The sequence below is a fragment of the Rhizobium sp. P38BS-XIX genome (assembly GCF_012641435.1).
In the GTDB taxonomy this organism is placed as follows: domain Bacteria; phylum Pseudomonadota; class Alphaproteobacteria; order Rhizobiales; family Rhizobiaceae; genus Rhizobium.
This window is the reverse complement of record NZ_JABAIJ010000001.1, coordinates 699,535-725,751: the sequence shown is the minus strand read 5'-3', so window position 1 is coordinate 725,751 and position 26,217 is coordinate 699,535. Positions and strand designations below refer to the sequence as shown.

The window sequence follows — 26,217 nt, the reverse complement described above, 5'->3', positions numbered from 1 at the left end:
GTATGATGCCGGCCTCAATCGTCGGAGCTTGATCCGCTGGGCGGTAACAGGCCCAATTCTTCCAGATCCATCTGCGTAATCGGATCCTCGTCCTCGGTCAGCTCGTCGCTCATCAAGGGCGACGGAATGTTGAAATTGGCGGGAATTCGGCCCGATAGAAGACCCGCGCCCTTCAATTCCTCAAGACCGGGCAGATCGCGCAACTCCTCAAGGCCGAAATGATCTAGGAAGTCGCGGGTCGTGCCGAGGGTGACCGGTCGACCAGGCGTCCGGCGACGGCCGCGGAAGCGGACCCAGCCGGATTCCATCAAGACATCGAGCGTGCCCTTGGAAGTCTGGACGCCTCGTATGTCTTCGATCTCCGCGCGCGTCACCGGCTGGTGATAGGCAATGATGGCCAGAACCTCCAACGCGGCGCGCGACAATTTACGCACCTCGTTCTCATCACGCCGGATCACAAATGAGAGATCGGCGGCCGTACGGAAAGCCCAGGCGCCATCGACCTGAACGAGATTGACGCCACGCATGGCGTAATCCGCCTTCAGCTTGCGCATGATGGCCCCGATATTCATGCCTGAGGCGACGCGTTCGGCAATGAATGCTTCGGAAACCGGCTGAGACGATGCAAAAACCAGCGCCTCGGCGATGCGTTCAGCCTCTGTGAGGCGGCGATCGTCAGTCTCGGCGGCTGCGCCCTCATGCTCCATATTCTGCTTGTCGTCTTGCGGCTCGGTCACGCGCGCTCCCTGCCCTATTCCGCCGCTTCGAGCGACGTGTGTTTCGGACCGCGGCGCATATAGAGCGGCTGAAACGCGCCTTCCTGGCGTATTTCCAGCTGCCCTTCGCGTACCAGCTCGAGCGACGCGGCAAATGCACTGGCGATCGCCGTCACCCTCTCGCTCGGGCTTGTCATGTAGCGCAACAGATAATGGTCCAAGGCCGTCCAGTCACTGATCTCGCCGATCATTCGATCGAGAATCACGCGGGCATCCGCGAGCGACCAGACCGTGCGCTTCTCGATCGTCACCTGCGTCACCGCCTGGCGCTGCCGCAGACCGGCATAAGCGGTCAGAAGATCGTAGAGGCTGGCATCGAACGCCGACTGGCGGCGATCCGGAATATGTTCCGGCGCACCACGCGCAAAGATATCGCGCCCAAGGCGATTGCGATTGACGAGACCTGCCGCCGCATCGCGCATGGCCTCCAGCCGCTTCAGGCGAAAGGCAAGCGTTGCCGCCATTTCCTCGCCGGTCGGGCCATCTTCCTTGCTCTGTTGAGGAATGAGCAGCTTGGACTTCAGATAGGCGAGCCAGGCGGCCATGACGAGATAATCAGCGGCAAGCTCGATGCGGATGCGCCGCGCAGTCTCGATGAACTGCAGATACTGCTCGACAAGCGCAAGCACGGAAATACGGGACAGATCAACCTTCTGATTGCGCGCCAGATGCAAAAGCAGGTCCAGCGGGCCTTCGAAGCCGGCGATATCGACGACCAGCGCCGGCTCGTGCGAGCCACGTTCGCCCTCGCCCTCCTGCCAGAGCTTATCCATCGGCGCTTTCGCCTGCTGAAGCTTTTCCGTGCCGCTCACCTTGTTCACCTGTCAGTTCCCGAGCCTGCTCCTATGCCACCGCAATCATGGCGTCGAATTCGGCGCGAAGCGAAGCTTCATCGGCGCCATCGTTACGGCCAAACGCTGCTTCAACCGCTTTTACGCGGGCAAGCGCCGCGCCTGAGAGCGGTGGAACATTACGCACGACCTGCTGCATCTCGTCCATGACACCATTGCAATGCAGCACGATATCACATCCGCCGGCAATAATATTTGCTGCGCGCTCGCCGATCGTCCCCTTCAGCGCGTTCATCGACGTATCGTCGGACAACAGCAATCCCTCAAAACCGATGTAGCCGCGAATAATCTCATCGACGACCTTGCGCGATGTCGTTGCGGGGTTTTCCGGATCAATATCGGTGAAGATGACATGGCACGTCATCGCCATCAGCTCGTCCTTGAGCGCGACGAATGGAGGAAAATCGTGTTTTTCCAACTCAGCGCGCGGAACGGATACCACCGGCAGTTCGTGATGAGAATCGGCAAAGCCGCGACCGTGACCGGGCATATGCTTCATGACGGGCAGCACGCCGCCCGCTTTCAGGCCCTCCGCCGCAGCGCGACCCATTTCCGTCACCGTCACCGGATTTCCGCCGTAGGCGCGATTGCCGATGACGTTGCTCGATCCCTCCACGGGAACATCGAGGACAGGCAGGCAATCGACATTGATGCCGAACTTCAGGAGATCGAACGCATGCAGGCGCGACATGAGCCACGCCGCGCGCAAGCCACGCTCGCGATCCTGACGGTAGATATCGCCCAGCGCTTGCCCGGACGGATAGTGCTGAAGGATCGGCGGACGGATGCGTTGCACCCTACCCCCTTCCTGATCGATGAAAACGGGTGCATCGCGCCCGACGCTTTCACGCAGGGACGCGACGAGATCGGCAATCTGCGCCGGCTCCGAGATATTGCGTCCGAACAGGATAAAGCCCCACGGCTGCTCCCCCTGATAGAAGGATCGCTCTTCGGGCGTAATGCTATGGCCGCTGCAGCCAAGGATCATGGATTTCGATTCGGTCATATCCGAATCATAAGGCTTGCGCTGCGAAATGCGAGTGACGCCAAGCATGGATGCACAGAAACAGTGCTACTCAAACGAAAACGGCGAGCTGCTGCTCGCCGTTTTGTGTTCAATTTGAACCCGATTTTACTTCGAGATCAGGCAGGTTCCGCCGGCAGCGCGATAGCGTTCGCAGATCGCGGCTGCTTCATCCTTCGAACCGGCGACGACGCGGACACGGTAGTAGGTGCCCTTGCCGGCGATGTCGGCCTTGCGGATTTCAAGCGGATGATTGCCGATGACGCTGGCGAATTTGGTCTTCAGGTTAGCCTGAGACTTCTGAGCGTCGGCTTCTGTCGGCAGCGATGCAATCTGCACGCCGTAAGCGCCGCCCGCAGCAGACGTAGCGACAGGAGCAGCGGCTGGGGCTGCAGAGGCCACCTGCTTCGGCTGGGCCTTGGGCTGTGCATCCTGAGCCGGAGCTGGCGTTGCCGCCTTGACGGGCTCGGGACGGGCCGTCGGAACCGGGTTGGTCTTGACGACGCGGATCGGCGTGCTTTCGGCGCTTGCAGCATCGACGTTATCGGCCTGCGCCGCCGGCTGAGCATTGGCCAGAGCCGGACGCGGCGAAGTCGCCGGAGTGTTGGCGGGCTTTGCGGCCGCGGTGGTCGTCTTGTCGACGGCCGGAGCCGGCTCGTCACGCGGCACCAGCGAACCGTCAGGCTTGACGATCATCGTGCGAACCTTGCGTGGCGATACCGCCGGAACCTGATCGTCACCATTGGACGCAACGTTGGTATTGCCACCGTTCTGGTTCGGCAACAGACGCGGATCCTCGGTCTCACCAACGGGGGTCGGCGATACCTGTTCGCTGCTGCCGTCATCCGGAGAAATCGATTCGGGGATGAGCGTCTTCTGAACGACGTCGACAGGCTGCTCGTTGGAAGAGACAAGCTCCTTCTGCTTCGGTGCAGCAGTGTTATCGCCGGCAACGCGATCGTAAACCGCCTTGTCCTGGTTCGGAACGACGGTACCGCCCGGGTTCTCCGGAGCGACCTTCACAGGATCGGTATCCGCGGTAATAACGCGAGGCTCGCCGGAGAAAGTCGAAATCGGCGCACCGTGGCGGACCCAGCTATAGGCACCATAGGCGCCGGCGCCGAGAACCACGATAACGGCGGCTGCCGTTAGCATGCCACGCATCGAACGTACCGGGCGACGATTGGCAGCCGCCGGGTTCAGCGTCATCCGCGCGACATTCTCGACCGGCGTTGCGGCCTCGCGATAGCTACGGCGGAAGTCTTCCTCAAGCGCACGCTCGAACTCGTCGAACTCTTCCATCGGCTGCTTTGCGGCGACGGGTGCCGCCGGCTGGGCTGCGACATTCTTCGACCAGGAAGCCGAAGCTGCGGCGCCACCCAAAACAGCAGCCGCTGCAGGCTTGATCGGCTCCGGCGCCACGTCCTTGGCCGGCGTGCCAAGCAGGCTCGCCATTTCCGAATCGATGTCGAAATCATATTCGGGCGGAACGGCGATCGGCTCTTCCGGTTCGATCACCGGCAGATGCGGAACATGCGAGCCCTCAAATGTCTCGACGCGCTCTTCCGTGTCGGCGATCTCGGTCGGATCGAACGGCAATGCCTGATCGGCATCAAACATCGGAGCGGCCTGGCGCGGGCTCTGCATCACTGGCGCAACGGCGACGGGCGCCGGCTGCGGCATCGCCGCGGCAGCAGCGATGGGAGCCGCAGCGACAGGCGTCGCACGCGAAACGATCGGCTCAACGACAGGGGCCGGCTGTGCGACTGGAGCAGGCTTCTTGGCCTCGGCGAAATCGAGTTCGGCAAGCTCCATCTCGATATCGGCAAGATCGAACTCGAAATCCTGACCTGCAAACGGGTCTTCATTATCGAAGGTGATCTGTGTCGGCTCTTCTTGATGAACCACGGGAGCGGCCGGAGCCACAGCCTCTTCCGTCAGCGCCGGACCGAAATTGCCGAAAACAGGTTCAGCCTTAGCGGCCGGAGCATTGGCTCGCGACGGCATGGGGTAACGATCGACATCCGCCAGAAGCGCATCGATTTCCGAAGACAGAGCTGCGGGATCGGCATTCGAAGAGCTGACCGGCTGCGGTGTCGGAATGGGCTGTGAAGCCGGCTCGGGTGCGGCAAAAGACTGCTGATCCCGGATGGGCTCTGCTGCCTTTGCAGGTCCGAAATCGATCGCCATCTCATCGAACATCGCCTCGATCGGGGCAGCCTTCGCGGTCGGAGGCACCACCGGAGAGGTCGCAGCCGGTGCCGGCTGCTGACGCGGCGTTGATGCGGATGCAAGCGTGAAATTGGCAAGCGGCAGCCGAACGGTTGCGGCAGCCGACTGCGGTATCTTGGCGGCAGGTGCTGCCGCGGGGGGCGCGACTGGCGGCTGAATGGTCGCCGCCTGCGGCGCAGGCTGAACGGCGGGCTGCAAAGCCGGCGCGATCGACATTTCCAGCTCGTCGATCAGATCACGAGCACCCATGGACTGCTTGACGGGCGCCGGAGCCGGAGCAGCCGGCTGCGCAGGCGCTTCAAAGGTGGGCTCGGCGCGAACTGGCTCGGCAGCAACGTGCGGTGCCTCGGCCTGTTCGACAGGAGGCGCCTGCTCCGCCGGAACGGAAATGTCATTTGCCGGACTCATTCGCGGCGTATCGTAACGCTCGAATTCGCGAAGAAGCTCGTCTTCGAGATTGAAGGCCGGCTCTTGCCTCTGGGCCGCAGGAGCCGCCTGAGCGGCAGGGCGAGGCTCGAAACCTACGATACGAGCGAGTTCTGCCAACGGATCATCATCCGCAAAGAACTCGTCGTTTCCGCTTGCGCGATACGCCAACTGTTTTTCTGCCATCACCCGTTCCACTCGCAAACGCTACAGTTAAATGCCAGCGCAATGTGGGTAAATGGTGACGTTTATCGCATTTCATCCGGTGCTGCGGTCCCGGTTATACCAAGACCCGACTTCAAAACCGACGCGACAGCGTACACCAGCCCAAGTCTGGCAATGCTCAATTCTCGGTTCTTATCGTTAACAAATCGTAATTCAGGTAAATCTTTACCTTTGTTCCAGTGTCCATGGAAGGAACTTGCCAGATCATAAAGGTAAAAAGCGATGCGATGCGGCTCTTGGGACTGTGCCGCAGCTTCGATGATTCGCGGAAATTCCGCAATCTTGGCAACCAGCTGCAATTCAGCCGGATCCGAGATCGCACCGATCACCGCTTTCGACAGATCCAGTGACCCGACATCGAGATCCGGGAATGCCTCTTTTGCCTGCCGGAACACGGACATGCAGCGGGCATGGGCGTATTGCACGTAGAAGACCGGATTGTCCTTGGACTGCTCCGTGACCTTGGCAAAATCGAAATCCAGAGGCTCGGAATTCTTCCGGTATAGCATCATGAAGCGCACCGAATCGCGGCCGACTTCATCGACGACTTCGCGCAACGTGACGAAATCGCCCGAGCGCTTCGACATCTTCACCGGCTCGCCATTTCGATACAGCTTGACGAGCTGGCACAGAAGCACCGTCAACTTTGACGCACCATCGGAGACGCCACGTGCAACAGCCTCGAGCCGCTTGACGTAGCCGCCATGATCGGCACCGAGAATGTAGATCATCTCGTTGAAGCCGCGGTCGAACTTGTTCTTGAAGTAAGCAACGTCAGCGGCAAAGTAAGTATAGGAGCCATCCGACTTGATCAGCGGACGATCGATATCGTCGCCCACCTCCGTCGAGCGGAAGAGCGTCTGCTCTCGGTCTTCCCAATCTTCCGGCAGCTGCCCCTTCGGCGGCGGGAGCGCGCCCTTATAGACATAGCCCTTGAAGGTCAGATCATTGATCGCCGTGCGGATCAGCGCAGCACCGTTCGCATGCAATGTGCGTTCGGAGAAGAACACGTCGTGATGAACGTTCAATGCCTCAAGGTCTTCCTTGATCATCGCCATCATCGCATCGATGGCGCGATCCTTGATGATCGGAAGCCATTGTTCTTCAGGCATGCCGCGCAATTTAGTGCCGTATTCTTTGGCAAGCGCCTCGCCGACCGGCACCAAGTAATCGCCGGGATACAAGCCTGGCGGAATCTCGCCGACCTGTTCGCCGAGTGCTTCGCGATAACGAATGAAGACTGAACGCGCCAGCACGTCGATCTGCGAACCGGCATCGTTGATGTAGTATTCCTTGGTGACGTCATAGCCGGCAAAGCCAAGCAGATTCGCCAGTGCGTCGCCAACAACGGCGCCGCGGCAATGTCCGACATGCATCGGGCCGGTCGGGTTTGCCGAAACATATTCGACATTGACCTTCTGCCCGGCGCCAAGCTTGGAGCGACCGAATTTCTCGCCTTCCGCGATCATCGTCGACAGCAGCCGCTGCCAGTAGCCGACCGAAAGCCGAATGTTGATAAAGCCCGGACCTGCGACCGATACTTCGGCGACGTCGGCGTCTTCTTTCAGCTTGGCGACGATAATTTCGGCCAGCGCACGCGGGTTTGTGCCGAGAGGCTTGGACAGAACCATGGCCGCATTGGTCGCGACATCGCCATGGCTGGCATCTCGCGGCGGCTCCACGCCAACACGTCCGAAGTCGAGCTCAGATCGCTTTTCTCTTACAATATCAATTTGCTCGAGAGCGTTCTTAATTCTTACTTCGAAGTCGGTGAAAAGGTTCATGATATCGTCCACGCAATAGCTTCGCGGGCCGTTATCGGCCCAATGCCGCCGCTGCCTAGCGCAAATCGGGAGTCTGGTCAAACAGGCGTTTGTGGGCGCTGATGGCGTAAGTGTCGGTCATCCCGGCCAGATAGTCACCGACATGCCGTGCCTTCGGCGCGATCGCGAGTCCGGCAATATGGTCGACCCAGTAATGGCTCTGCATCTCTTTGGGATTTTCCATATAGGCACGGAAGAGATCTGTGACGATCTGAGCCGCGCCGGCACGAATGCGCATGATATCCGGGTGACGGTAGATGCGTTTGAACAGCATCTGCTTGATCAGCTTGTCCGTTGCAGCCATCTCGGGAGAGAAGGTTGCAATGATGCGACCGGCAGCGCGGATGTCGGCGACGCTACCGGGCTTCACCTCTGCCAAAGCCTTTTGCGAGACGGCAATGACATCCTCGACCATGCGGGTTATCTGCCGCCGCATGATTTCGTGCGTGAAGCGGCTCGGCTCCAGATGTGGGTAACGTGCCCTCACCTCGGCCATCAGCCCGGCCAGAAACGGCACCTCCTCCAGCATCTCGAATGTAAGATAGCCGGAGCGCAAGCCGTCATCGATGTCATGCGTGTTATAGGCGATATCGTCCGCGATCGCGGCGACCTGCGCTTCCAGGCTGGCGAAGGACGCGATTTCGAGATCGTGGATCTCGCAATAATCGAGAATCGGCTGCGGCACGGGTCCACGTGTGCCCTTGCCGTCAGGCATCATCAGCGGGCCGTTGTGCTTGACGAGGCCTTCGAGCGTTTCCCAGGTCAGGTTAAGTCCGTCGAAATCGGCATAACGACGTTCGAGCTTGGTGACGATGCGCAAGGACTGGGCGTTATGGTCAAAGCCGCCGTAGGGCAACAGCATTTCGTGCAGCGCGTCTTCGCCGGTATGGCCGAAGGGCGTGTGGCCGAAATCGTGGACGAGTGCCACGCCTTCCGCCAGATCCTCGTCCAGCTTCAATGCTCGCGCAAGCGCACGGGCAATCTGCGCGACTTCGATCGTATGTGTCAGCCGGGTGCGGTAGTGATCACCATCCTGCGCGATGAAGACCTGCGTCTTATGCTTCAGACGGCGGAACGCCGTCGTGTGGACGATACGGTCACGATCACGCTGAAATTCGGAACGCGTCGGGCTCGATCCCTCGTCGTAGAGCCTGCCGCGCGACGCCCAGGGATTCGTCGCATAAACTGCCTTTTCCCCATACCCGAAACCCAATGCATGCGTATCAATCGTCATTATCCATCCATTCCGGCATTTGGCTGTCAAACGCCCACGGCGCAACAGTCGTTCCCTGCAGTCGATTTCTGGCATTTTTCCGTTGCGCGGAAATGCCCTCCAGCCTTCGAACGCGCCCACCCCATTGACGCCGCTTTCCGGCCTTCATACCTATAGATCAGAAAACAGCAAAATGGTGCGTGTCTCAACCATGAAACCAATGCTGTCACCGGCCTGACTTTCATGATAAAGGCTATGGATATCAGCCGTTTGAAAGTGCGACGGCAGAATGGTTCTCTCCGGATCTTGACCCCGGCAGGAGGAAGTTATGACTGAAACAAGTGTGACCCTATCGGACGCGGCGGCCAAGCGAATCGCTGCCATTGTCGGCGCCGATGCCGGAAAACGCGCGCTTCGCGTTGCTGTCGAAGGCGGCGGCTGTTCGGGATTTTCCTATAAATTCGATCTCGTCGAAGGCCCCGAGGACGACGACGTCGTTGTCGAGAAGGACAATGCCACCGTTCTCATCGATCAGCTGTCGCTGGTCTATATGGCAGGCTCGGAAATCGACTTTGTCGACAATCTTCTCGGCCAGTCCTTTCAGATAAAGAATCCGAATGCGGTCGCAAGTTGCGGCTGCGGCACGAGTTTTTCGATCTGAGCTTTCATGTTTTTCCACAGTTTGATCGCCGGCCGGGAGCCTTCGCTCCGGGCCGGTTTTCATATGGGCTGTAGTCAAGCCGGCCGGCTATGGATACAACAAGGCGAAGCAAAGGAACGAGCCGACCATGAAAATCGCCACCTGGAACATCAACGGTGTCAAAGCGCGCATCGAGAACCTCTGCCAGTGGCTGAAGGATTCGAGCCCTGATATCGTCTGCCTGCAGGAGATCAAGACGGTCGACGAAGGGTTTCCGCGGCTGGAAATCGAGGCGCTCGGCTATCACGTCGAGACGCACGGCCAGAAGGGTTTTAATGGCGTTGCGATTCTTTCCAAGACCAAGCCGGATGAGGTAACGCGCGGCCTGCCCGGCGACGACAGCGACGAACAGTCACGCTTTATCGAGGCGGTGTTTTCCGTCGAGGGCCACGGCGCTTTGCGGATCTGCTGCCTGTATCTGCCGAACGGCAATCCAGTCGATACCGAAAAATATCCATACAAGCTTGCCTGGATGGAGCGCCTCCGGAAATTCGCAGAGAATCGTCTGGCACTGGAAGAGCCGATCATTCTTGCCGGCGACTATAACGTCATTCCTGAGCCGCATGATTGCTTCGACCCGAAGGTCTGGGAAAACGATGCGCTGTTTCTGCCGCAGACGCGCCAGTCCTTTCGCCAGCTCGAGCATCTGGGCTTCACCGATGCCGTGCGCGCAACGACGGATTCGGTCAAGCTATATACATTCTGGGATTATCAGGCCGGTGCATGGCCGAAAAACAATGGCATTCGCATCGACCATCTGATGCTATCGCCGGAAGCGGCGGATCGGCTGAAATCCACGGCGATCGAGAAGCATGTGCGTGCCTGGGAAAAACCGTCCGACCACGTGCCGGTCATCGCCCATCTTGATTTCGGCGACTGAGGTCTAGCGTCGAGAGGAAACGATGTGAGGGTGCGCGGCCGCGCAACCTCGGAGCAGATCGGGCTTAAGCCGGCGTCAGTCCGAGCCGGCAACATCCAATTGATGGGCCATGGAGACCGCAACACGACGGTCGTTTTCATTGGCGACCGAGAATGCCTGCTCCTGCAGGTCTTCCATCCAACTGCAATCCGTGGGCTTACACTTGTCGAGCGCGGCAGTCATGAACGCCAGTCCACGAACGGACTGACCTTCCTGGAACAGAAGATTGCCAAAGACGGCCATGGCACCGGGATGGCCGCTCTTGCGGGCCTGGTTCAGCCATTTCTTGGCCTGCTGTACGTTGGTGGCGCCGCCCTCGCCCGACAGCATCATCTGCGCGAGCTGAAACTGCGCTTCGGGAACGCCGAAGGTGGAAGCAACCTGGAAATAGAGCTGGCGCGCCTGGTTCAGATCGACCTTCACCGGGCTGTTGGCGATACCGGTCTTGTAGTAGCTGGCGAGAGCGAGCAACGCGTTAATAAAGAAGCCGGTGTCTTCCGAACCCGGCTCAACGCCCTGCTGGGCGATCTCACTATAGATCTTGAAAGCTTCGAAGTCGTTCTGCGCGACGCCGTCGCCGTCGGCATACATGTTGGCCAAAGCCCAGCGTGAGCCCGTATGCCCCTTTTCGGCGGCATAGCGATAGGCCTCGACCGCCTCTTCCTTCTGTCCGTTCTTGTATGCCTTGAAGCCGAACTTGAAGAGGTCAAACGGACCCGATTCCTTTGTGACGCCGGCATTGATATCAAATGCCTTTGCTTGGCCCGCCAGAACCACCGCGGTGGCTAGGGAGAGGCTGAGCACCATAACTCTCGCTGATATGAACTCGGACTTAAACATAACAGTCGATTTCTTTCGCTCCATTCGTATCCACCACGACGCATGCTCCTGCGCCGCCGGTTTCACGAATGTTTTCCCTGATGGCGCACAAGACTGGCTCACTCCCCGAAAGGAGGATTTTCGTGGCAGTCAACAAAGGCCTTTTGCCACAATTGCGAGCATAGCCTGCAATTATGTCCAAACCAGCATTTGTGCGATTGCTGTCGTACCCCACCGCCCAATCAGCCCCCTCGCGGACATCTTCATGTGTGGGATCCAACATCGCCCAACCCGCGGTTTCCCTTGGCAGACAAAGACTTTTCCGGCGCATCGGAAGCGACGCGGCTCCGATCCCGAATTTCTGTTTATGCCAAAGTGGAAGTTCACCCATCAACCGCTTACGCACTTTCTACAAGGCTTACCCCTGTGCCCGCGTAATCGGTGCTCCCCATTTGTGGCGGGAAATGGACAAATTGTAATCTGATCACGGGCCTGCAATACGTTGAAATAGAGTGTTGCTAATTCGTCACAAAGATTTTACCCAACTTGATATTTCCTTAACCATGAAAGCCACAGGTCGAGCGTCATCCGACGAATACACGCAGCAGTCTGGCAAGGAAACGCCGCGAAGCCAATGCGGCTCCGCGGCGCTAAAAACGTAAAGGGAATAAAAATAAATCCCTTTATTTCAGAGACTTACAATCAGAAACTGACTTTCATCGAAGTCTGAAGAGCCGCGACCAGATCGTTGCCGAAGCTGTAGGTCGCGTCGTCGCCATACACGATACCGCCGCGGGTCACCGGGCCGGATTTACCTGACGTCATGAGGCCAAGAGCACCGCCGAAGTTAAACTGAACGTGTTCCGTCGCCTTGTAGGCAAGACCCGCACCGAGCGTCCAGGTGTCGGAGTTGATACCGTAGCCGTCGCTGGTGCCACGATCCCACGTCAGGCTGACGGCGCCGCTCCATTTGTCGTTGAACTTGTGTCCGATACCGCCGGTGACAGTCCATCCATCGCGATAGAGCAGATCCAGCGACGTTAGCTCAGTCGGGCTGCCGGTCTTGCAGGAAACGCCACGTGTCGAGGTCGGGCAAAGAGCAATGCTCTGCAGCAGGCTCCAGTTGGTCCACTTGACTGAACCGAAGGCGAGCCAATCCGGAGCGATACCGCTCTGCACTTTCCATTCCAGCGAATCGGGAGCATCAGCCGAGCCGAAAACCGATGTCTCCTTGCCGAAGAATGCACGGATCGGTGGCAATTCAGTCAGATCGACGCTGCCCTTGAGATTGTCGTACTTGACCCGGCTGTTATAGACGAGGCTGGTGCGGAAGGCATATTCCGGAATTTCGTATGCGAGACCGGCGCGCCAGCCCCAGCCGTGGCCATCGACATCCAGCGAGCCGACGCCATCGTAAACCGATGACAACGGTGCCGGGATGGCGGATACGAGCCGGGACTTGAAGCCGCTGACTTCCTGATAGAAACCACCGCCGATAACACGCAACTGACCCGGACCGGCATCGAACTTGTAAGAGCAGGTCGCTGCGTAATTGTTGGTGCGAACCTTGGTCTCGATTTCGTTATTGGCGCCAGCCCAGTTCAGCCCCTCATTAAGATGGCCGCCGAATGGCTGCGAATAGTCTGCCATGCAATCGAGGTCGTCGGTGATACCGATCTTGAAGGCCACATAGGGAATGGCGTAATTTTCGGATGCGTCGGCCGAATGGCTGCGATTGTTGAGATTGCCGTCGGCTGGATTGATATCCTTGGCGTTCTTCAGCTTGCGGTCGGGCATCACATAGGTAACGCCGGATTCGAAAACATAGCGCCCTTTGTCGAACAGCAGATCGATGTCGTAACCGCCCCGATCCAAGCCGCCCGCAAAAGCCGCGCTTGCGAAAGATGAGCTGATGACGAGTGCGACCGCGCCCTTCAACGCAACAGAAAATGCCATTGTGTCTCCCCCACTGGTGCATTCATTTATTTGATTGTTGCGATGATCGGCCGACTTGGCAATGAGGCCCGAGAGGGATGGAAGCGCTTTAGACAGCTTTTGATTTACGTAAGAAAGTGAACACCACCTCAAAAAGGGTGAAAATCTAGATTTATTTTGCGCTCTCAATACCATTTAAATCCCCAGGTAGTTTTTCATTCTTCATCGCAACAATTCTGTTACAATCTGACAACAGTTCAGCTTTTCGAGAATGCCTACCAATTTACGGGTAAACTGTTTCGCCTGTGCGAAACTGATGTGCTGTCCACCACATTATTCTATCGACCCACCGAATCGGCCGCGCAAATGAAAGAGGCGCGTGACTTTCGCCACGCGCCCTTCAACGATTTCAAATGGTTGAGCCCTATCAGCCCGCTTCGCTAACCCGCGCCAGTGCCACCTTGAGGCTGGCCTGCTGACCTTCGAGTTCACCCAGACGCTCACGCTCCGCCGCGACGACATCCGGATTTGCATTCGCAACGAACTTCTCATTCGAAAGCTTGCCGTTGATGCGGGCGATCTCCTGGTCATTCTTGGCAATCGCCTTTTCCAGGCGGGCCTTTTCGGCCGAGAGGTCGATCAGGTTGCCAAGCGGCAGGCAAATGGTCGCTTCGGCAACGACGATCTGCGCAGCGCCCTTTGGCGCGGTATCTGCAAGCGAAATTGCTTCGACACGGGCCAACCGCTTGATGGCGGCGTCATGACGGAACAGACGCTCGCGGGTCAGGCTATTGGCGCCAACGACAACGAGCGGCGCCGTCGCCGACGGCGGCACGTTCATTTCCGCGCGCACTGATCGAATGCCGGAAACCAGATCGATCAGCCAATTGATCTCGTCGGCGGCAACATTGTCCGCATAGGACGGCGCCGGCCAGTCGGCGTGGCAGATCAGACCGTCGCGTTCCTTGCCCTCACCCGCCGTGTGCGCCCACAGCTCTTCAGTCATGAAGGGCATGAAGGGATGCAGCAGCTTGTATGTCTCTTCGAGAACGTAAGCCGCGCAGGACTGTGCTTCGGCCTTAGCACCCTCGTCATCGCCGCTGAAGATGGGCTTCAGCAGTTCGAGATACCAGTCGCAGAACTGATTCCACGTAAAGCGATAGAGCGCGCTTGCCGCATCGTTGAAGCGGAAGCTTTCCAGCGCTTCGGTGACGTCACGCTCCGTGCGGGCCAGTTCCGTCAGGATCCAGCGGTTGACGGTAAGCTCGGCGGCCTCCGGCACGAAATGCGGGTCGCTCTTGGCACCGTTCATCTCCGCAAAGCGCGTGGCGTTCCACAGCTTGGTGCCGAAATTGCGGTAACCAGCGATGCGGGCCGGGTCCAGCTTCACGTCACGCCCTTGCGCCGCCATGATCGCCAGCGTGAAACGCAGGGAATCGGCGCCGTACTCATCGATCAGCTCGAGGGGATCGATGACGTTGCCCTTGGACTTCGACATCTTCTGCCCGTTCTTGTCGCGCACCAGGGCATGAATATAGATGGTGCTGAACGGCTCGACCGGATTGCCGTTCTCATCCTTCATGAAATGCAGACCCATCTGCATCATGCGAACGACCCAGAACGGGATGATATCGAAGCCGGTTACGAGGACGTTCGTCGGATAATAACGCGCCAGCTCCGGCGTCTGATCCGGCCAGCCGAGCGTCGAGAACGGCCAGAGCGCCGATGAGAACCAGGTATCGAGCACGTCTTCGTCGCGCGTCAGGATTTCGCCGGGCTTGAAGTTCTCCAGCAGATCCTCGACATAGGCCTTCATTGGCCCTTCATGCGAAAGATAATGCTGGATCGCCGCCTGCAGCGCCTCTTCCTCGGTCTTTTCGACGAAGACCTGACCATCAGGGCCGTACCATGCCGGGATCTGATGGCCCCACCAAAGCTGGCGGGAAATGCACCACGGCTCGATGTTTTCAAGCCAGTTGAAATAGGTGTTTTCCCAGTTCCTGGGGACGAACTTGGTTCTGCCTTCGCGGACGGATTCCAGCGCAGGCTGCCCCAAGGTCTTGTTGTCGACGAACCACTGTTCGGTCAGGCGCGGCTCGATCGGTACGCCGCCGCGGTCGCCATGCGGCACAACGTGCGTGTGCGGCTCGATCTTGTCCAGCAGACCCGCCTCTTCGAAGATACCGACGATGATCTTGCGTGCCTCGAAACGGTCCTTGCCCTCAAGCTCGTCCCAGGCGCCGTGCAGCGCTGCGGGATTATCGAGGCCTTCGAGGAAATCCTCGTTGTCCTTGATCGTGATGGAGGCATCGACGTTCATGACGTTGATCGAGCGCAGCCCTGCCCTCTTGCCGACTTCGAAATCGTTGAAATCATGCGCAGGGGTGATCTTCACCGCGCCTGTGCCGGCGGTCGGATCGGCATAGGAATCGGCGACGATGGGAATACGACGGCCGACGATCGGCAGGATGACATGCTTGCCGACAATGCCGCTATAACGCTCGTCTTCCGGATTAACAGCAATGCCGGTATCGCCCAGCATCGTTTCCGGGCGCGTTGTCGCGACGACAATGTAATCGCGCGTCTCGAATTCGGTCGGCTTGCCTTCGTCGTCGAAAGCGATCGGGTATTGATAGGTAACGCCCGGCTCCAGCGGATAGCGAAGGTGCCAAAGGTTGCCCTTCATCTCATGCTGCTCGACCTCCATATCGGAGATGGCCGTCAAGAGCTTCGGGTCCCAATTGACGAGGCGCTTGTCCTTGTAGATCAAGCCTTCCTTGTAGAGCGTGACGAAGACTTCGAGAACGGCCTGGGACAGCCCCTCGTCCATCGTGAAGCGCTCACGCGACCAGTCGCAGGACGCGCCGAGGCGCTTCAACTGGTTGAAGATCAGACCGCCGGATTCGGCTTTCCATTCCCAGATCTTTTCGATGAAGGCTTCGCGGCCCATCGTGCGACGATCCGGCTGCTGGCGCTCGGCGAGACGACGCTCGACGACCATCTGCGTGGCGATACCGGCATGGTCCATGCCTGGTTGCCAGAGCACGTCCTTGCCGCGCATGCGCTCGAAACGCACCATGATGTCCTGCAGCGTGTTGTTCAGCGCATGGCCCATGTGCAGCGAACCGGTCACGTTCGGCGGCGGAATGACGATCGTGAAGGTTTCAGCGCCCGGCTTGGCGTTCGCGCCGGCGCGAAAAGCGTCGGCCTCATCCCATTTTTGGGCGATCTTCGGTTCGACTGCGGCGGAATCATATGTTTTGTCGAGCATTTTTGGACCGGATCTAGAGGATTTGGTATGCGGGTTGTAAATAAGGATGGCTGTGGGCAAGTCAATAAAAAAGCCGCCCCGGAGCCCGGAGCGGCGGATCGGGTACCCGAAGCTCAGGCTATCAGCGGCGCGGGCCGCGGGCCACTCGTTCGATCTCCTCACGCACGAGGCGTTCGACCAGCGTCGGCAAGTTGTCGTCGAGCCATTCCTGCAGCATCGGGCGCAACATCTCCTGCGCCAGCTCATCCAGCGAGCGGCGCGGGCCGCCATCGACGATAGCAGCCAGTTCCTCGAACGACCGCGAGATCTGCGCACCGGCGGCTTCCGAGAGCAAAGGCGATGCAGCAGGCGCCGGAATAGACGGCTGCGACTGGTTCGCTTCGGATTCTACAGAGACCGCAGGGTGCAGAGGTTCCGGTGCATGGAAGACCGGAGAGGATACCTGCGGTGCAGCCGTTGCCTCCGGCGATATCGCCTCGACGATCTCGGCTTCGACCTCAACTTCGGCTGCCGGCAGGGATTCAGCGGCTGGAGCAACTGCGGAGGCCACGACATCGTTGAAGCTGTTGCGGAGGGGAACATCGCTGATCGGCTCGACGCGGGCTTCGGCCAGACGCGCGGCCATGACGGGCGGCAATTCGCGATGCTGCGGCATTTCGCGACCGGCGCTCAACATCGCGGCATTGCGCTCGGAAGCTGCGCGAACGCGTGCGGCGACATCGGCAAGCGAAAGACCGCGATTGGCGCTCTCTTGCTCGGCAAGATGCATCTGAGAATTCTCAGCAATCGGCATCTGCGAATTTGCGGCGACGAAACGGGGGTCCTGCTCGGCGGCACGCGCACGGTCGGCTGCGGCGAACTCTTCGTCGACTGTCAGCTGAATGTCGTCATCGCGATTGTTGGCCGGAGCAAAATGTGTCGATGAAATAGGCTTGCCGCCCCCAGGTTCGTTGCTTTCGATGATCCGGCGAATTGATGCCAGGATCTCTTCCATGGACGGTTCACGCACTACATTTGGCTGAGCCATATTCATCCCCGTTTTCCCATTCCGATGTCCGGAAACTCGCCAACGCGGCACCCGAATCAGGGCCACCCTAGATGACTGTCCTCGGGAAAAAAATCACCTGAAAAGCACTAAACCCGGTGATGCACAGTTTTGTTACGATCAAAACGAATCGCTTTGCTAACTGTGATTCTGCCATAGGCAGGCGCATAAAAAAACAGGCGCCCGAAAGCGCCTGTCATAAATGCCATGTCGATCATCGAAGGATCAGAATACAAATTCCTTGGACTTCACGAAGCCCGGAAGCGGCTTGATCGAGGCGTTGAAGAAGACGTTTTCGGAGAAGGCGCCACGCTCGCGGATGAAGACCGTGGCGCGGGCAGCGTGGCCATAACCGATTACCGTGATCAGACGGCCGTCTTCACCGAGCTGGTCCAGCAGGACTTGCGGCAATTGCTCGATCGAGCCGTTGAGGAAAATCACGTCGTAGGGCGCGTTGCTCGCATGCCCCTTCTCGAGATCGCCGCCGATAACGGTGACGTTGTTATAGCCAAGCGCGGCGAGATTGGTCTTTGCCTGGGCGGCGAGCTCATCGTTGGATTCCAGGGCGACAACCTGGCCGGCGACCAAAGAAAGGACGGCGGACACATACCCGGTGCCACAGCCGACATCGAGCACCTTGTCGTCCTTTGTGATGGCACCGAGCTGCAGCAACTTTGCCAGCGGCGATGCCTCCATGAGAAAGCGTCCGGGAGCAACCTCGATGTCGCAGTCGATATAAGCCAGAAGCTTCGACTTCTCCGGCACGAAATTTTCGCGCGGGACCGCGAAAAATGCATTCAACACGGAATGGGAGGTGACATCCGTCGTACGGATCTGGTTCTCGACCATCTTCACGCGTGCTGCTTCGAAATCCATCATATCCTCATGCGCCTTTACGGGCCGGCTTTGCTTCAAGTTCTAAGCGTGTCTTAATCGCCTGTCGTTACGCTTTCAAGGCGTCGCGGCGCCGCGCGTGGAGATTCATGGCCTTGCGTCGCCGAGGAACAACAATCCGGATGCAAAACTGGGGACAGCGGCCGCTTCGTACAGTGAACGCTGCCCAGCGCCGTCGACCCCTCCTGCATTCGCCGATATCTTCGCAGACAAGGCCCGAGTCGTCGCGAACGCTTGCGGCGGCGAGGAGCTGATGCGAGGTGCGTCAAAGCGGAGCGTCCGTTAGTAAAATGTTAACCTCCCGAGACCACGCTTGTCGATATTGGGCCACATGAGTGTGGTCACCGATCAACCTTCCGACCCGAATTCATTCGGGTAAGATAAAAGTGAATAGAAGGTGGCTGGGGATGTCTGTCTCTCTCGTTCTTTTCGTTGCAACTTCGCTTCCGCTGGTGCTTTTTCTGGCTGCAAGTTTATCGTCCATGATGTAGGTCGTCGAATGAGGCTTTCGCTCGCTGTCGCAGCGTCTTTCCTGTTAATACCCCAGGTCGCCTTGAGCGATGAAGCACCACAAGCGACAGCACCGATCATCGGACATGTCGTCACCGGCAAACAGCTGGATGAATGGTGTGAAGAAGATCGAACGCTTGCATCGGTCTATGTGCAGGGAATTCTCGACGAAGCCCAACGCACGAAAAGCCTGACGATCCGCGCAACGAAACAAACGCCGAAGAACTCGTCACGATACGAGCACTATCTTCAGCAATTTGTCGGCGCCTTCTGCCTGCCTCCCGATCTCAGCAACACAAAGGCAACCACGGTGACATGCCGATGGCTGGCAGAGCATTCCTGGCAGCTTGAGCGGCCAGCAAGCTCATTGATCGCGCGCTCGTTCAAATTCGCCTTTCCCTGCCTGGAAGAATAGGCGGATTTCATTCCGTTGCCGTCAAAGGCTCATCTGCGCGCCAGAGGATCGCAGATGTGGATGCATGCCGTCGAAATCAGGGCCTAAATATCACGCCCTGGCGGCGATTTTTCTACCATATGAAATGCAAGATAGCTCGAAACGAGCGGTATTTCGGACAACATGGAACGCACCAATCGAATTGGATCAGGCCAATACTATGCTGTTGATTTCAATAGAGAATGGATGGAGGCCTCGCCCGGAATCGAACCGGGGTGCAAGGATTTGCAGTCCTCTGCGTAACCACTCCGCCACGAGGCCATCCGATAGTTAAAGGCGAGTGATGGCGGGCGTTTAGAACGAATCTTGAATCGGCGCAAGAGGTTCATCCGGAATATCGCTCATTTTTCGTCTTAAACCACAATCCGACGACATATCGCTCGCCAGTGAACTTACTCTCCTCAACGCGACGAGCGAGCATTCATAGAAGAATGCACATAATTGCCTTTAAATGCGGCCGGAAAGCAGCCGGGTCGGCGCGTTCGTCCGACCGGCGAAATAACCGTCACATCGGCTCGGTTGCTTGACTCCCCCTTATCCGTGAACATAATGCGAACAGATCAGGGGAGATTCCATGGCTACCGCAGAAAAATTCATTATCCTGCCTTACAAGAAGAACCGAGGAAACCTTGTTCCCGGCGAGATGCGGCAGGCGTCGAACGCTGTCAGCGCCGAGAAGATTGCGTTTGCCATGTCGGATCGCTTTGTCGGTGTCGCGGCCTATGCGGTGCTGGTTGACGATGAGACCGGCGATATGACGTCCCCTCGCCTGTTGGCGAAACATGGCGAGATCGCCGATCTAAACGCCGCCTAGACCTTGGGGTCCCGTTGCAGCATTTCCGGTGCTCGCTAGTGGCGCGCCTCATTCGAAAACCATAGATTGCCGCTTCTCTTGTCGCGCAAGCTTTACGGGCCGACAAGGAAGAACTAAACGATTGCCCAACAATGATAAAAGGCAATCGAGAGGCATTCATGTTTCATCTGCGGCACGCTAAAGCGAGCGATATCACGCGCAACTACGAGGTATGGCGCACCGCCGTCGAAGCCACACACCATTTCCTCGAGGCTGCTGACCTTGAGGCGATCAGCAAGATGGTGGCCAATGACTATCTGCCGACTGCGGAATTTGTCGTAGCCGTTGATGATGCCGACACATCACATGCCTTTCTCGGAACGACCGGCGATCATATCGATGCACTGTTCGTCCATGCAGACAGCCGAGGGATGGGCTTGGGCCGTCGTCTGCTCGAGCACTTCCGGAATGGAAAAGACACCGTGACGGTGGATGTGAACGAACAGAATGCCGAAGCGGCAGGTTTCTACGAGCGCTTCGGCTTCAAGTTGACCGGCCGCTCGGCCTTGGATGATCAAGATCGGCCTTATCCGATCCTTCACCTGCGGTGGGACAGACAGACGGCGTAGTTGCCTGTTACCGGCCGAATCGCGACTTGGCGAATCAGCATCGCAATAGCGGTTGAACCGCCCAGCCGAAAGCGGTCCCAAAAAGGGACTGCGTGCCAGCCCATTCAGGTAGGTTATACGAACCCAAGGTGGGTGCTAGCGTCCTGCCACCGGTCTGGATGCCACCCCTGGGCCGGGCAGTGCCGCGTTCGACGAGACTACGCCCCCAGTAGTGTCGTCGGACGCAACATTGACGGGACGACAAAGACGCGCTCACCCCGTTGCGATGGCGGTCAGTATAATTGCGCCCACAAGCGTCATGACCACCATAATCACGCCGACAAGCATCATCATGTGATGCATCAATTTGATGTCTTGCGACTGCAAAATCTTCTTTTGCAAACTGAAGTCCCCTTCTCGCATCAGGAATACAGGGAATCCCGTTCCGTAAATACTAATCCCCAGGGCTCTTTTTTGGTTGGATCACATGAAGATCTCGCCCGATACAAGGTCGAGCCCCGGAAGTCCGTCGAAGCGGCAACGCATTATCGCGCCGAGAGAGCGCGTCGACCTTCGCAGAAGATGACCCGGCTTATAATCTCATGCGTCCCTGCACGAGAATATCCCGCCTCGAAAGCCCTGTTTGAACCGCAAAACCGCCACACAATCTGCTCGGCCGACCAATTTGCGTCATTTTTGCAACAAAGATTTTTTTCGAATAGCGCACACATAGTTCGCCTCTCTTAGTATCTTGCCAAATCACTGAAGCGGGTTCAGGAAATAGTTCGTGAAGCTTATCACTTCGCAGCTACTGAATAGGGAACATGAACGGGATGGGGTTGGGCGCGTCGCCTTTTTGACGGGTTATCTCATGCCCAATCAGGAAAGATTGGAGTTATTATGAACATCAAGAGCCTTCTTCTCGGCTCCGCTGCTGCGCTTGCAGCAGTTTCCGGTGCTCACGCGGCCGACGCGATCGTTGCCGCTGAGCCCGAGCCGCTGGAATACGTTCGCATCTGCGACGCATACGGTGCAGGCTACTTCTTCATCCCGGGTACGGAAACCTGCCTCAAGATCGGCGGCAAGGTTCGTACGGAAGGTGAGTGGTACAACGCTTACAACCGCGACAGCCATCAGGGCACGCTCTGGCACACCCGTGCTGAGTTGAACGTCGACACGGCAACCGACACCGAATACGGTCCGTTGAAGACTGAAACCATCGTTCGTTGGGACTGGAACGACGGCGGCTCCACCAGCACCAACCTGCTGTGGTCCTACATCAGCCTCGGCGGCTTCACGGTCGGTAAGAAAGACTCGCAGTACAACCTGTACATCGGCTACGCCGGCGACGTCATCAACGACGACGTGATCTATGACGGTCCGTACGAACTCAACCAGTTGACCTATGAATACGACGCAGGCAACGGTTTCTCGGCTGTGATCTCGCTCGAAGACTCCAACTCCAACGGCACGGCCTCCTACGGCTCGAGCTTCTGGACGGACGACAAGGACAACCACTACGCTCCTGACGTTGTTGCCGGTGCTGGCTTCAAGTCCGGCGCATGGGGCTTCAAGGTCGTTGGCGGTTACGACTCGATCGTCGAAGAAGGCGCTATCAAGGCTCGTGTTGACGCTGACTTCGGCGCATTCTCGGCCTTCTTGATGGGCGGCTGGAACACCGACGGCGACAAGCTCAACAAGTACGCCGGCACCAACCAGGATATCTCTGCTTGCACGGCGCCGAACGGCACCGTCAACGTATCCAAGTGCGGCTGGGGTGACTGGGCTGTTTGGGGTGGCGTTGGCGTTCCGGTTAACGACAAGCTGAAGTGGAACCTCCAGCTCGCCTATAGCGAATCGAAGATCTTCGAAGCTACGACGAACCTGAAGTTCAACCCGGTCAAGAACCTGCTCGTCGAGCCGGAACTGACCTACGTTCACTACGACTACGCCAAGGACGACACCGTCTCTGGTATCCTGCGTTTCGAACGTAACTTCTAAACTGATCAGAATTGACCTCCGATCAGAGAAGGAAGGGGTCCGGCTTTCCCTGCCGGCCCCTTTTTTCTTGCCCATCGACTCCTGAAATCGAAGCCGCTCCTTTCAGTCTGCGCGTGTCCTTGCGTCTCCCGATCAACCAGAAGGGGGAACCTTGTCACGGCCGCTGCGTTATCCGGCAAAGGGACGTGACTGAATAAAGGAGTTCTCGCCTTGAAACCTATTGCTTCAATTGCTTTGACAGCGGCTCTTACGATCGGTTCGCTCTTCCCGGCCACGCTGCCGGCAATGGCGGCCTCGTCCACCAGCTCGCCGCAGAACACTTCGGCAAATGTTATTTTCGTTCAGGATCACGGCACCCGCTGGCACCCTGATTCCGATCGCCGCGCCGATTGGAGAGATCGTGACCGCCGCCATTGGCGAGATCGTGATCGCGGGTGGGACCGCCGACGTTATTACGATCGCCGCTGGGATGATCGCCGCTATCGCCACCGTCACCATGGTGGCGTGATATTCGAGATTCGTCCCTGATTTTTACAAGCGCGCCTAGCTAACGGCGGGCAATCGCCCGCCAAGCGAAAATGCGTACGAATGAAAACGGCCGCTACCGGAAACCCGGCAGCGGCCGTCTTGCTTTAAAGGGAATTGCTTTCGTTAGAAGCTTCTACCGATTAACGGCAAACACGTACCTTACGGACCACCCAGTGGCCGTGAACTCTGTGCTTCACCTTCTTCATGTAGCAATGATGATGGTGACGATGATGCATCGGAGCAGCCTCGGACGGGGCGCTGACGGCAACAACCGATGCCAGTGCGAGTGCAGAAGCAAGAAACAGGTTTTTCATGTCGAACCTCTAAGCATTGGGGGACTATGCTGCGCGGATCGCGCATTTACGTTCATGCGCCGGTTCAGATTAACGCCACATGAACATTTTCTCACATTCACGAGAGCAACCATACCTTGAACCAAATTTCTTGGAAATGCCATACGGATTTGTGCGAAAATCACCAATGAGACCTCGCGAAAGCCGGCCTGCATCATAGTGACACAGCTCTCTGACTGGACTGTATTTTCCAGGATGTCCGGCGATTCAGAGCAACTGCAACATACTGTTGTTGCAGTACAAAAAAGCACCCCTTCCCCCAATCCGATCGTTTCAGCCGGTTGATTTCATGATGGGAAGCAGGTCGCGAATCCGGCTATCTCGAAGATAGAGGCCGCCCCACGCCAGTACGCCCAAAAGCAAACTGATAAGTTGTGGCGGAGACCCCACTTCTCCGAGACGAAAGTGGGTGCAGATGGCACCGCCCAGAAAGCCTGTCGCGAGGATCGCTCCCAGGACGGCGGTCTGCGGAATTGCATAAAGAACCGCGCAAACGAGAATGATCAGGCCCAAAAGCGTTGTCAGACCGGGCGGAAATCCTGTCGCATTCATCTCCGCGCCAACCAGCGACGGGGCGAACAGATCGACAGCGGCATCGGCCGCGAGCGCGACAAAAACAATTGCGCTCAGTATCCACCCCACAATAGCGCCTGTGCGCGAGTTTGCACTCCCAGCCATAAATCCCTCACAATAAAGTCTGAACCGCCTCAGTGGCCTCCGAAAGGCCGATAACGGCACTCTGGCAGCCGTAGAAAGCCAGGTCAATGCAAGGCGGCACAGCTCCAAGTGCCGATGCTTCGGATGAACTCGTGTTCAAAATAGCAATCGAGTCCGATCGAATGCTTATGAAAAGATCGCTTTTAATCTTTCCAAATCGCCGCTGCGGATGTCGGCCGGCACATCGTTTGCTGAATGAGCCCGAAACCACTCAGCCGCCTCGCGGATACGATCGCCGTGGGGCGCCGGATAGACGCCGAGACGCAAGACCCATTCCCGCACGGTTTCTCTCTCCATACGTCCTTTATCATAGCGATCGCAGACGGATTTTGCTGAGGCGATCAGATCATTGACTTTCGACATTCATCCGCTTTCGTTTGCATTTCATGCTTCGATCGGCGCCGCCGTCAATTCGGCGTCTGCGGCAGATAGCAGGATGCGATCGGAGTGTCGCCGCTCGCGGGCGATTTCAGCGCCAGTTTCCAGGGGTCGGCGCCGAAATAGATGTGCTTCTCGACCAGAGAGCTTTGAATGGTCTGGCAGAGTTCCTGGGGCGCTCCCTCCGCTCGTCGCGACAGACACGGTCACCGTCCTTGTCTCTTCGGAAACAGTGCACGGTGACAGCGAGATCGTCGTGTCGACCGCTCGGCAAAGCGTTTTCGCGTTCGACACAGCATCGTCGTCAGCCAACGCATGCCCCGCGCCGAGCGACGCACACACAGCCAACATCATCAATCGACGGATCATTGATAAAACCTCGGACTCGCATTTGCGCCTCACACAAGCGCAAATGGCCCGACTTCGCAATCGAGGAATTGCCGAGGCCGGATTTGGCAAGCGCACAGACACATTCCAAGACGAACATCTTGAAAAATGGCTTGCTTGATGGCAACTTTTTAAGGATGCAGAACCAAGAACTCTTATGAAGAAGAGTGGCTCCCCGGGCCGGATTCGAACCGGCGACCTGTCGATTAACAGTCGAATGCTCTACCGCTGAGCTACCAGGGAATGCGCTTGGCGCGGTGTGAGTGGGCTTCTACAAATGCTTTCCCGATTTGCCAAGCGGTTTTTTCAAAAAAATCGATTTCTCTTGCATTATTTCGTCGCCTCACCATTTCCTGTGGATGACCGATCGATATGGACCGACCGATAATGCCGATCAAAAAGCCCGGAAAACCCGGCGTTTCGGCATAGATCCCGTCACGCGCAAGCTCGTTTTCGGCTCTGTGAAAATTCCTTTGCCGCAATCGCGGTTGGCCCGCGTTGGCCTGGGGATAGCGCTCATCATCGGCGGCCTTCTCGGATTCTTGCCAATCCTTGGCTTCTGGATGCTGCCTCTGGGCTTCATCGTGCTTTCCCACGATATGCCCATCGTGCGTCGCTGGCGCCGCCGCTTTGCCGTGTGGTGGATGCGAAAGCGTCGGCCGGCGAATTAGGCTTCCTATTTCGGCGCGATCGGCCGGGCGGGATTGCCGACGACGGTTGCGCCTTTGGCGACATCTTTCGTCACCACTGCTCCCGCGCCGATGATCGCACCATCGCCAACCGTCACGCCGCCGACTAGAATGGCCCCGCCGCCGATCCAAACGCTGTTGCCGATGGTGACGGGCCGAGCGATTTCGAGGCCCTGCCCCCTGAGTTCCGCGTCCTTGTGATGCTCCGCACAATATATGTGGACGCCCGGCCCCAGCATGCTGCCGGCACCGATTTGGACTCTCGCGCTATCGAGGATCGCACATCCGGCATTGATGTAGACCCGTTTGCCGAGCGAAATGTTCATGCCATAGGAACAATGGAACGGAGCTTCCAAGAAAACATCGTCGCCGACGTCGGCGAAAAGTGCAGCCAGGGCCGGTCCGAGATTGCCGCGTTCGGCCGGCGACGTCGTGTTGTGCTGGTGCACAGCTTCCCGCGCACGCCAGCGCAAGGTGTCGAGTTCGGCATCAAGGCAGCAATACCATTCCCCCGCCGCCATCTTCTGCCGTTCGCTAAGCGTCATCGATCTCTCCCTTTCATGTCCGCCGGATTCGCGTGCCGGCATCCTGCACATCATGCGGATACGCCGCAAGAAAACTGGCACACGTGTGCAAGCGTATAGCA

23 protein-coding genes and 2 tRNA genes are annotated in these 26,217 nt (G+C 58.0%); 8 read left to right on the top strand and 17 right to left on the bottom strand.

Going from position 1 to position 26,217, the window contains the following annotated elements; all coding sequences use genetic code 11:
- Window positions 1-14 precede the first annotated feature (14 nt).
- The 6 genes from scpB to HGP17_RS03505 all read right to left on the bottom strand — a co-directional run bounded on the left by scpB (window position 15) and on the right by HGP17_RS03505 (window position 8,591).
- Window positions 15-707, bottom strand: coding sequence for an SMC-Scp complex subunit ScpB (gene scpB, locus HGP17_RS03530; protein WP_168808072.1), 693 nt, complete (start codon window positions 705-707; stop codon window positions 15-17).
- A 44-nt stretch (window positions 708-751) separates the two neighbouring features.
- Window positions 752-1,597 (bottom strand): ScpA family protein, encoded by an 846-nt coding sequence (locus HGP17_RS03525; protein WP_168805970.1) that lies wholly within the window; start codon window positions 1,595-1,597, stop codon window positions 752-754.
- 22 nt (window positions 1,598-1,619) lie between these two features.
- On the bottom strand, window positions 1,620-2,633 hold the full coding sequence (nagZ, locus tag HGP17_RS03520) for a beta-N-acetylhexosaminidase (protein WP_168805969.1): 1,014 nt from the start codon (window positions 2,631-2,633) through the stop codon (window positions 1,620-1,622).
- A 126-nt stretch (window positions 2,634-2,759) separates the two neighbouring features.
- Window positions 2,760-5,495: an SPOR domain-containing protein gene (locus HGP17_RS03515; RefSeq protein WP_168805967.1), complete on the bottom strand. Its 2,736-nt coding sequence runs from the start codon at window positions 5,493-5,495 to the stop codon at window positions 2,760-2,762.
- A gap of 62 nt (window positions 5,496-5,557) precedes the next feature.
- The gene (gene argS, locus HGP17_RS03510) at window positions 5,558-7,318 is read right to left on the bottom strand and encodes an arginine--tRNA ligase (protein ID WP_168805965.1); all 1,761 of its coding nucleotides are present in this window, start codon (window positions 7,316-7,318) and stop codon (window positions 5,558-5,560) included.
- Window positions 7,319-7,373: 55 nt separating this feature from the next.
- Entirely contained in the window at window positions 7,374-8,591 is a 1,218-nt protein-coding gene (locus HGP17_RS03505) for a deoxyguanosinetriphosphate triphosphohydrolase (RefSeq protein ID WP_168805963.1), read from the bottom strand.
- Window positions 8,592-8,898: 307 nt separating this feature from the next.
- Here HGP17_RS03505 and erpA point away from each other — a divergent pair, with 307 nt between their 5' ends.
- Both erpA and xth read left to right on the top strand, forming a co-directional pair.
- A complete protein-coding gene (gene erpA, locus HGP17_RS03500; protein ID WP_168805961.1) occupies window positions 8,899-9,231 on the top strand; it encodes an iron-sulfur cluster insertion protein ErpA in 333 nt (110 codons plus the stop codon).
- A gap of 127 nt (window positions 9,232-9,358) precedes the next feature.
- Window positions 9,359-10,150 (top strand): exodeoxyribonuclease III, encoded by a 792-nt coding sequence (gene xth / locus HGP17_RS03495; protein ID WP_168805959.1) that lies wholly within the window; start codon window positions 9,359-9,361, stop codon window positions 10,148-10,150.
- A 75-nt stretch (window positions 10,151-10,225) separates the two neighbouring features.
- On the opposite strand, the gene exoR is transcribed toward xth, so the two are convergent.
- The 5 genes from exoR to HGP17_RS03470 form a co-directional block, all read right to left on the bottom strand.
- A complete protein-coding gene (gene exoR, locus HGP17_RS03490; RefSeq protein ID WP_168805957.1) occupies window positions 10,226-11,029 on the bottom strand; it encodes an exopolysaccharide production regulator ExoR in 804 nt (267 codons plus the stop codon).
- Window positions 11,030-11,710: 681 nt separating this feature from the next.
- Entirely contained in the window at window positions 11,711-12,964 is a 1,254-nt protein-coding gene (locus HGP17_RS03485) for an OmpP1/FadL family transporter (protein ID WP_168805955.1), read from the bottom strand.
- A 406-nt stretch (window positions 12,965-13,370) separates the two neighbouring features.
- Entirely contained in the window at window positions 13,371-16,214 is a 2,844-nt protein-coding gene (locus tag HGP17_RS03480) for a valine--tRNA ligase (RefSeq protein WP_168805953.1), read from the bottom strand.
- A 121-nt stretch (window positions 16,215-16,335) separates the two neighbouring features.
- A complete protein-coding gene (locus HGP17_RS03475) occupies window positions 16,336-17,241 on the bottom strand; it encodes a DUF2497 domain-containing protein (RefSeq protein ID WP_168805951.1) in 906 nt (301 codons plus the stop codon).
- Window positions 17,242-17,484: 243 nt separating this feature from the next.
- Window positions 17,485-18,138, bottom strand: coding sequence for a protein-L-isoaspartate O-methyltransferase (locus tag HGP17_RS03470; protein ID WP_205925782.1), 654 nt, complete (start codon window positions 18,136-18,138; stop codon window positions 17,485-17,487).
- Window positions 18,139-18,652: 514 nt separating this feature from the next.
- Here HGP17_RS03470 and HGP17_RS03465 point away from each other — a divergent pair.
- Entirely contained in the window at window positions 18,653-19,078 is a 426-nt protein-coding gene (locus tag HGP17_RS03465; protein ID WP_168805947.1) for a Rap1a/Tai family immunity protein, read from the top strand.
- A gap of 226 nt (window positions 19,079-19,304) precedes the next feature.
- On the opposite strand, the gene HGP17_RS03460 is transcribed toward HGP17_RS03465, so the two are convergent.
- A tRNA-Cys gene (locus HGP17_RS03460) sits at window positions 19,305-19,378 on the bottom strand.
- Between the two features lie 313 nt (window positions 19,379-19,691).
- On the opposite strand from HGP17_RS03460, the gene HGP17_RS03455 reads away from it, so the two are divergent.
- Complete coding sequence (locus tag HGP17_RS03455; protein WP_168805945.1) at window positions 19,692-19,931, top strand: hypothetical protein; 240 nt, start codon at window positions 19,692-19,694, stop codon at window positions 19,929-19,931.
- A gap of 158 nt (window positions 19,932-20,089) precedes the next feature.
- On the top strand, window positions 20,090-20,539 hold the full coding sequence (locus tag HGP17_RS03450; RefSeq protein WP_168805943.1) for an acetyltransferase: 450 nt from the start codon (window positions 20,090-20,092) through the stop codon (window positions 20,537-20,539).
- Between the two features lie 252 nt (window positions 20,540-20,791).
- Here HGP17_RS03450 and HGP17_RS33885 read toward each other — a convergent pair whose 3' ends face one another.
- The gene (locus HGP17_RS33885; RefSeq protein WP_281412741.1) at window positions 20,792-20,920 is read right to left on the bottom strand and encodes a hypothetical protein; all 129 of its coding nucleotides are present in this window, start codon (window positions 20,918-20,920) and stop codon (window positions 20,792-20,794) included.
- Window positions 20,921-21,418: 498 nt separating this feature from the next.
- Here HGP17_RS33885 and HGP17_RS03445 point away from each other — a divergent pair, with 498 nt between their 5' ends.
- Together HGP17_RS03445 and HGP17_RS03440 are read left to right on the top strand one after the other, a co-directional pair.
- Window positions 21,419-22,519 carry a porin gene (locus HGP17_RS03445; RefSeq protein WP_168805941.1) on the top strand — a complete coding sequence of 367 codons (1,101 nt, stop codon included), beginning with the start codon at window positions 21,419-21,421 and terminating at the stop codon, window positions 22,517-22,519.
- Between the two features lie 328 nt (window positions 22,520-22,847).
- Window positions 22,848-23,027, top strand: coding sequence for a hypothetical protein (locus tag HGP17_RS03440; protein WP_168805939.1), 180 nt, complete (start codon window positions 22,848-22,850; stop codon window positions 23,025-23,027).
- Window positions 23,028-23,673: 646 nt separating this feature from the next.
- Here HGP17_RS03440 and HGP17_RS03435 read toward each other — a convergent pair.
- From HGP17_RS03435 to HGP17_RS03420, 3 genes are all read right to left on the bottom strand, one after another.
- Complete coding sequence (locus HGP17_RS03435; protein ID WP_168805937.1) at window positions 23,674-24,078, bottom strand: DoxX family protein; 405 nt, start codon at window positions 24,076-24,078, stop codon at window positions 23,674-23,676.
- A gap of 165 nt (window positions 24,079-24,243) precedes the next feature.
- On the bottom strand, window positions 24,244-24,480 hold the full coding sequence (locus HGP17_RS03430) for a hypothetical protein (RefSeq protein ID WP_168805935.1): 237 nt from the start codon (window positions 24,478-24,480) through the stop codon (window positions 24,244-24,246).
- Between the two features lie 570 nt (window positions 24,481-25,050).
- Window positions 25,051-25,125 (bottom strand) — tRNA-Asn (locus tag HGP17_RS03420).
- 116 nt (window positions 25,126-25,241) lie between these two features.
- On the opposite strand from HGP17_RS03420, the gene HGP17_RS33490 reads away from it, so the two are divergent.
- A complete protein-coding gene (locus HGP17_RS33490) occupies window positions 25,242-25,553 on the top strand; it encodes a hypothetical protein (RefSeq protein WP_168805931.1) in 312 nt (103 codons plus the stop codon).
- Window positions 25,554-25,558: 5 nt separating this feature from the next.
- On the opposite strand, the gene HGP17_RS03410 is transcribed toward HGP17_RS33490, so the two are convergent.
- Window positions 25,559-26,116: a sugar O-acetyltransferase gene (locus HGP17_RS03410; protein WP_168805928.1), complete on the bottom strand. Its 558-nt coding sequence runs from the start codon at window positions 26,114-26,116 to the stop codon at window positions 25,559-25,561.
- Window positions 26,117-26,217: the final 101 nt, after the last annotated feature.

What these genes read in the sequence shown, in the direction of transcription:
- scpB (WP_168808072.1), bottom strand. Translation starts at nt 707, where the DNA reads ATGGAGCATGAGGGCGCAGCCGCCGAGACTGACGATCGCCGCCTCACA.
- nagZ (WP_168805969.1), bottom strand. Translation starts at nt 2,633, where the DNA reads ATGACCGAATCGAAATCCATGATCCTTGGCTGCAGCGGCCATAGCATT.
- HGP17_RS03515 (WP_168805967.1), bottom strand. Translation starts at nt 5,495, where the DNA reads ATGGCAGAAAAACAGTTGGCGTATCGCGCAAGCGGAAACGACGAGTTC.
- argS (WP_168805965.1), bottom strand. Translation starts at nt 7,318, where the DNA reads ATGAACCTTTTCACCGACTTCGAAGTAAGAATTAAGAACGCTCTCGAG.
- HGP17_RS03505 (WP_168805963.1), bottom strand. Translation starts at nt 8,591, where the DNA reads ATGACGATTGATACGCATGCATTGGGTTTCGGGTATGGGGAAAAGGCA.
- erpA (WP_168805961.1), top strand. Translation starts at nt 8,899, where the DNA reads ATGACTGAAACAAGTGTGACCCTATCGGACGCGGCGGCCAAGCGAATC.
- xth (WP_168805959.1), top strand. Translation starts at nt 9,359, where the DNA reads ATGAAAATCGCCACCTGGAACATCAACGGTGTCAAAGCGCGCATCGAG.
- exoR (WP_168805957.1), bottom strand. Translation starts at nt 11,029, where the DNA reads ATGTTTAAGTCCGAGTTCATATCAGCGAGAGTTATGGTGCTCAGCCTC.
- HGP17_RS03485 (WP_168805955.1), bottom strand. Translation starts at nt 12,964, where the DNA reads ATGGCATTTTCTGTTGCGTTGAAGGGCGCGGTCGCACTCGTCATCAGC.
- HGP17_RS03480 (WP_168805953.1), bottom strand. Translation starts at nt 16,214, where the DNA reads ATGCTCGACAAAACATATGATTCCGCCGCAGTCGAACCGAAGATCGCC.
- HGP17_RS03475 (WP_168805951.1), bottom strand. Translation starts at nt 17,241, where the DNA reads ATGGCTCAGCCAAATGTAGTGCGTGAACCGTCCATGGAAGAGATCCTG.
- HGP17_RS03470 (WP_205925782.1), bottom strand. Translation starts at nt 18,138, where the DNA reads ATGATGGATTTCGAAGCAGCACGCGTGAAGATGGTCGAGAACCAGATC.
- HGP17_RS03465 (WP_168805947.1), top strand. Translation starts at nt 18,653, where the DNA reads ATGAGGCTTTCGCTCGCTGTCGCAGCGTCTTTCCTGTTAATACCCCAG.
- HGP17_RS03455 (WP_168805945.1), top strand. Translation starts at nt 19,692, where the DNA reads ATGGCTACCGCAGAAAAATTCATTATCCTGCCTTACAAGAAGAACCGA.
- HGP17_RS03450 (WP_168805943.1), top strand. Translation starts at nt 20,090, where the DNA reads ATGTTTCATCTGCGGCACGCTAAAGCGAGCGATATCACGCGCAACTAC.
- HGP17_RS03445 (WP_168805941.1), top strand. Translation starts at nt 21,419, where the DNA reads ATGAACATCAAGAGCCTTCTTCTCGGCTCCGCTGCTGCGCTTGCAGCA.
- HGP17_RS03440 (WP_168805939.1), top strand. Translation starts at nt 22,848, where the DNA reads ATGTTATTTTCGTTCAGGATCACGGCACCCGCTGGCACCCTGATTCCG.
- HGP17_RS03435 (WP_168805937.1), bottom strand. Translation starts at nt 24,078, where the DNA reads ATGGCTGGGAGTGCAAACTCGCGCACAGGCGCTATTGTGGGGTGGATA.
- HGP17_RS03430 (WP_168805935.1), bottom strand. Translation starts at nt 24,480, where the DNA reads ATGTCGAAAGTCAATGATCTGATCGCCTCAGCAAAATCCGTCTGCGAT.
- HGP17_RS33490 (WP_168805931.1), top strand. Translation starts at nt 25,242, where the DNA reads ATGACCGATCGATATGGACCGACCGATAATGCCGATCAAAAAGCCCGG.
- HGP17_RS03410 (WP_168805928.1), bottom strand. Translation starts at nt 26,116, where the DNA reads ATGACGCTTAGCGAACGGCAGAAGATGGCGGCGGGGGAATGGTATTGC.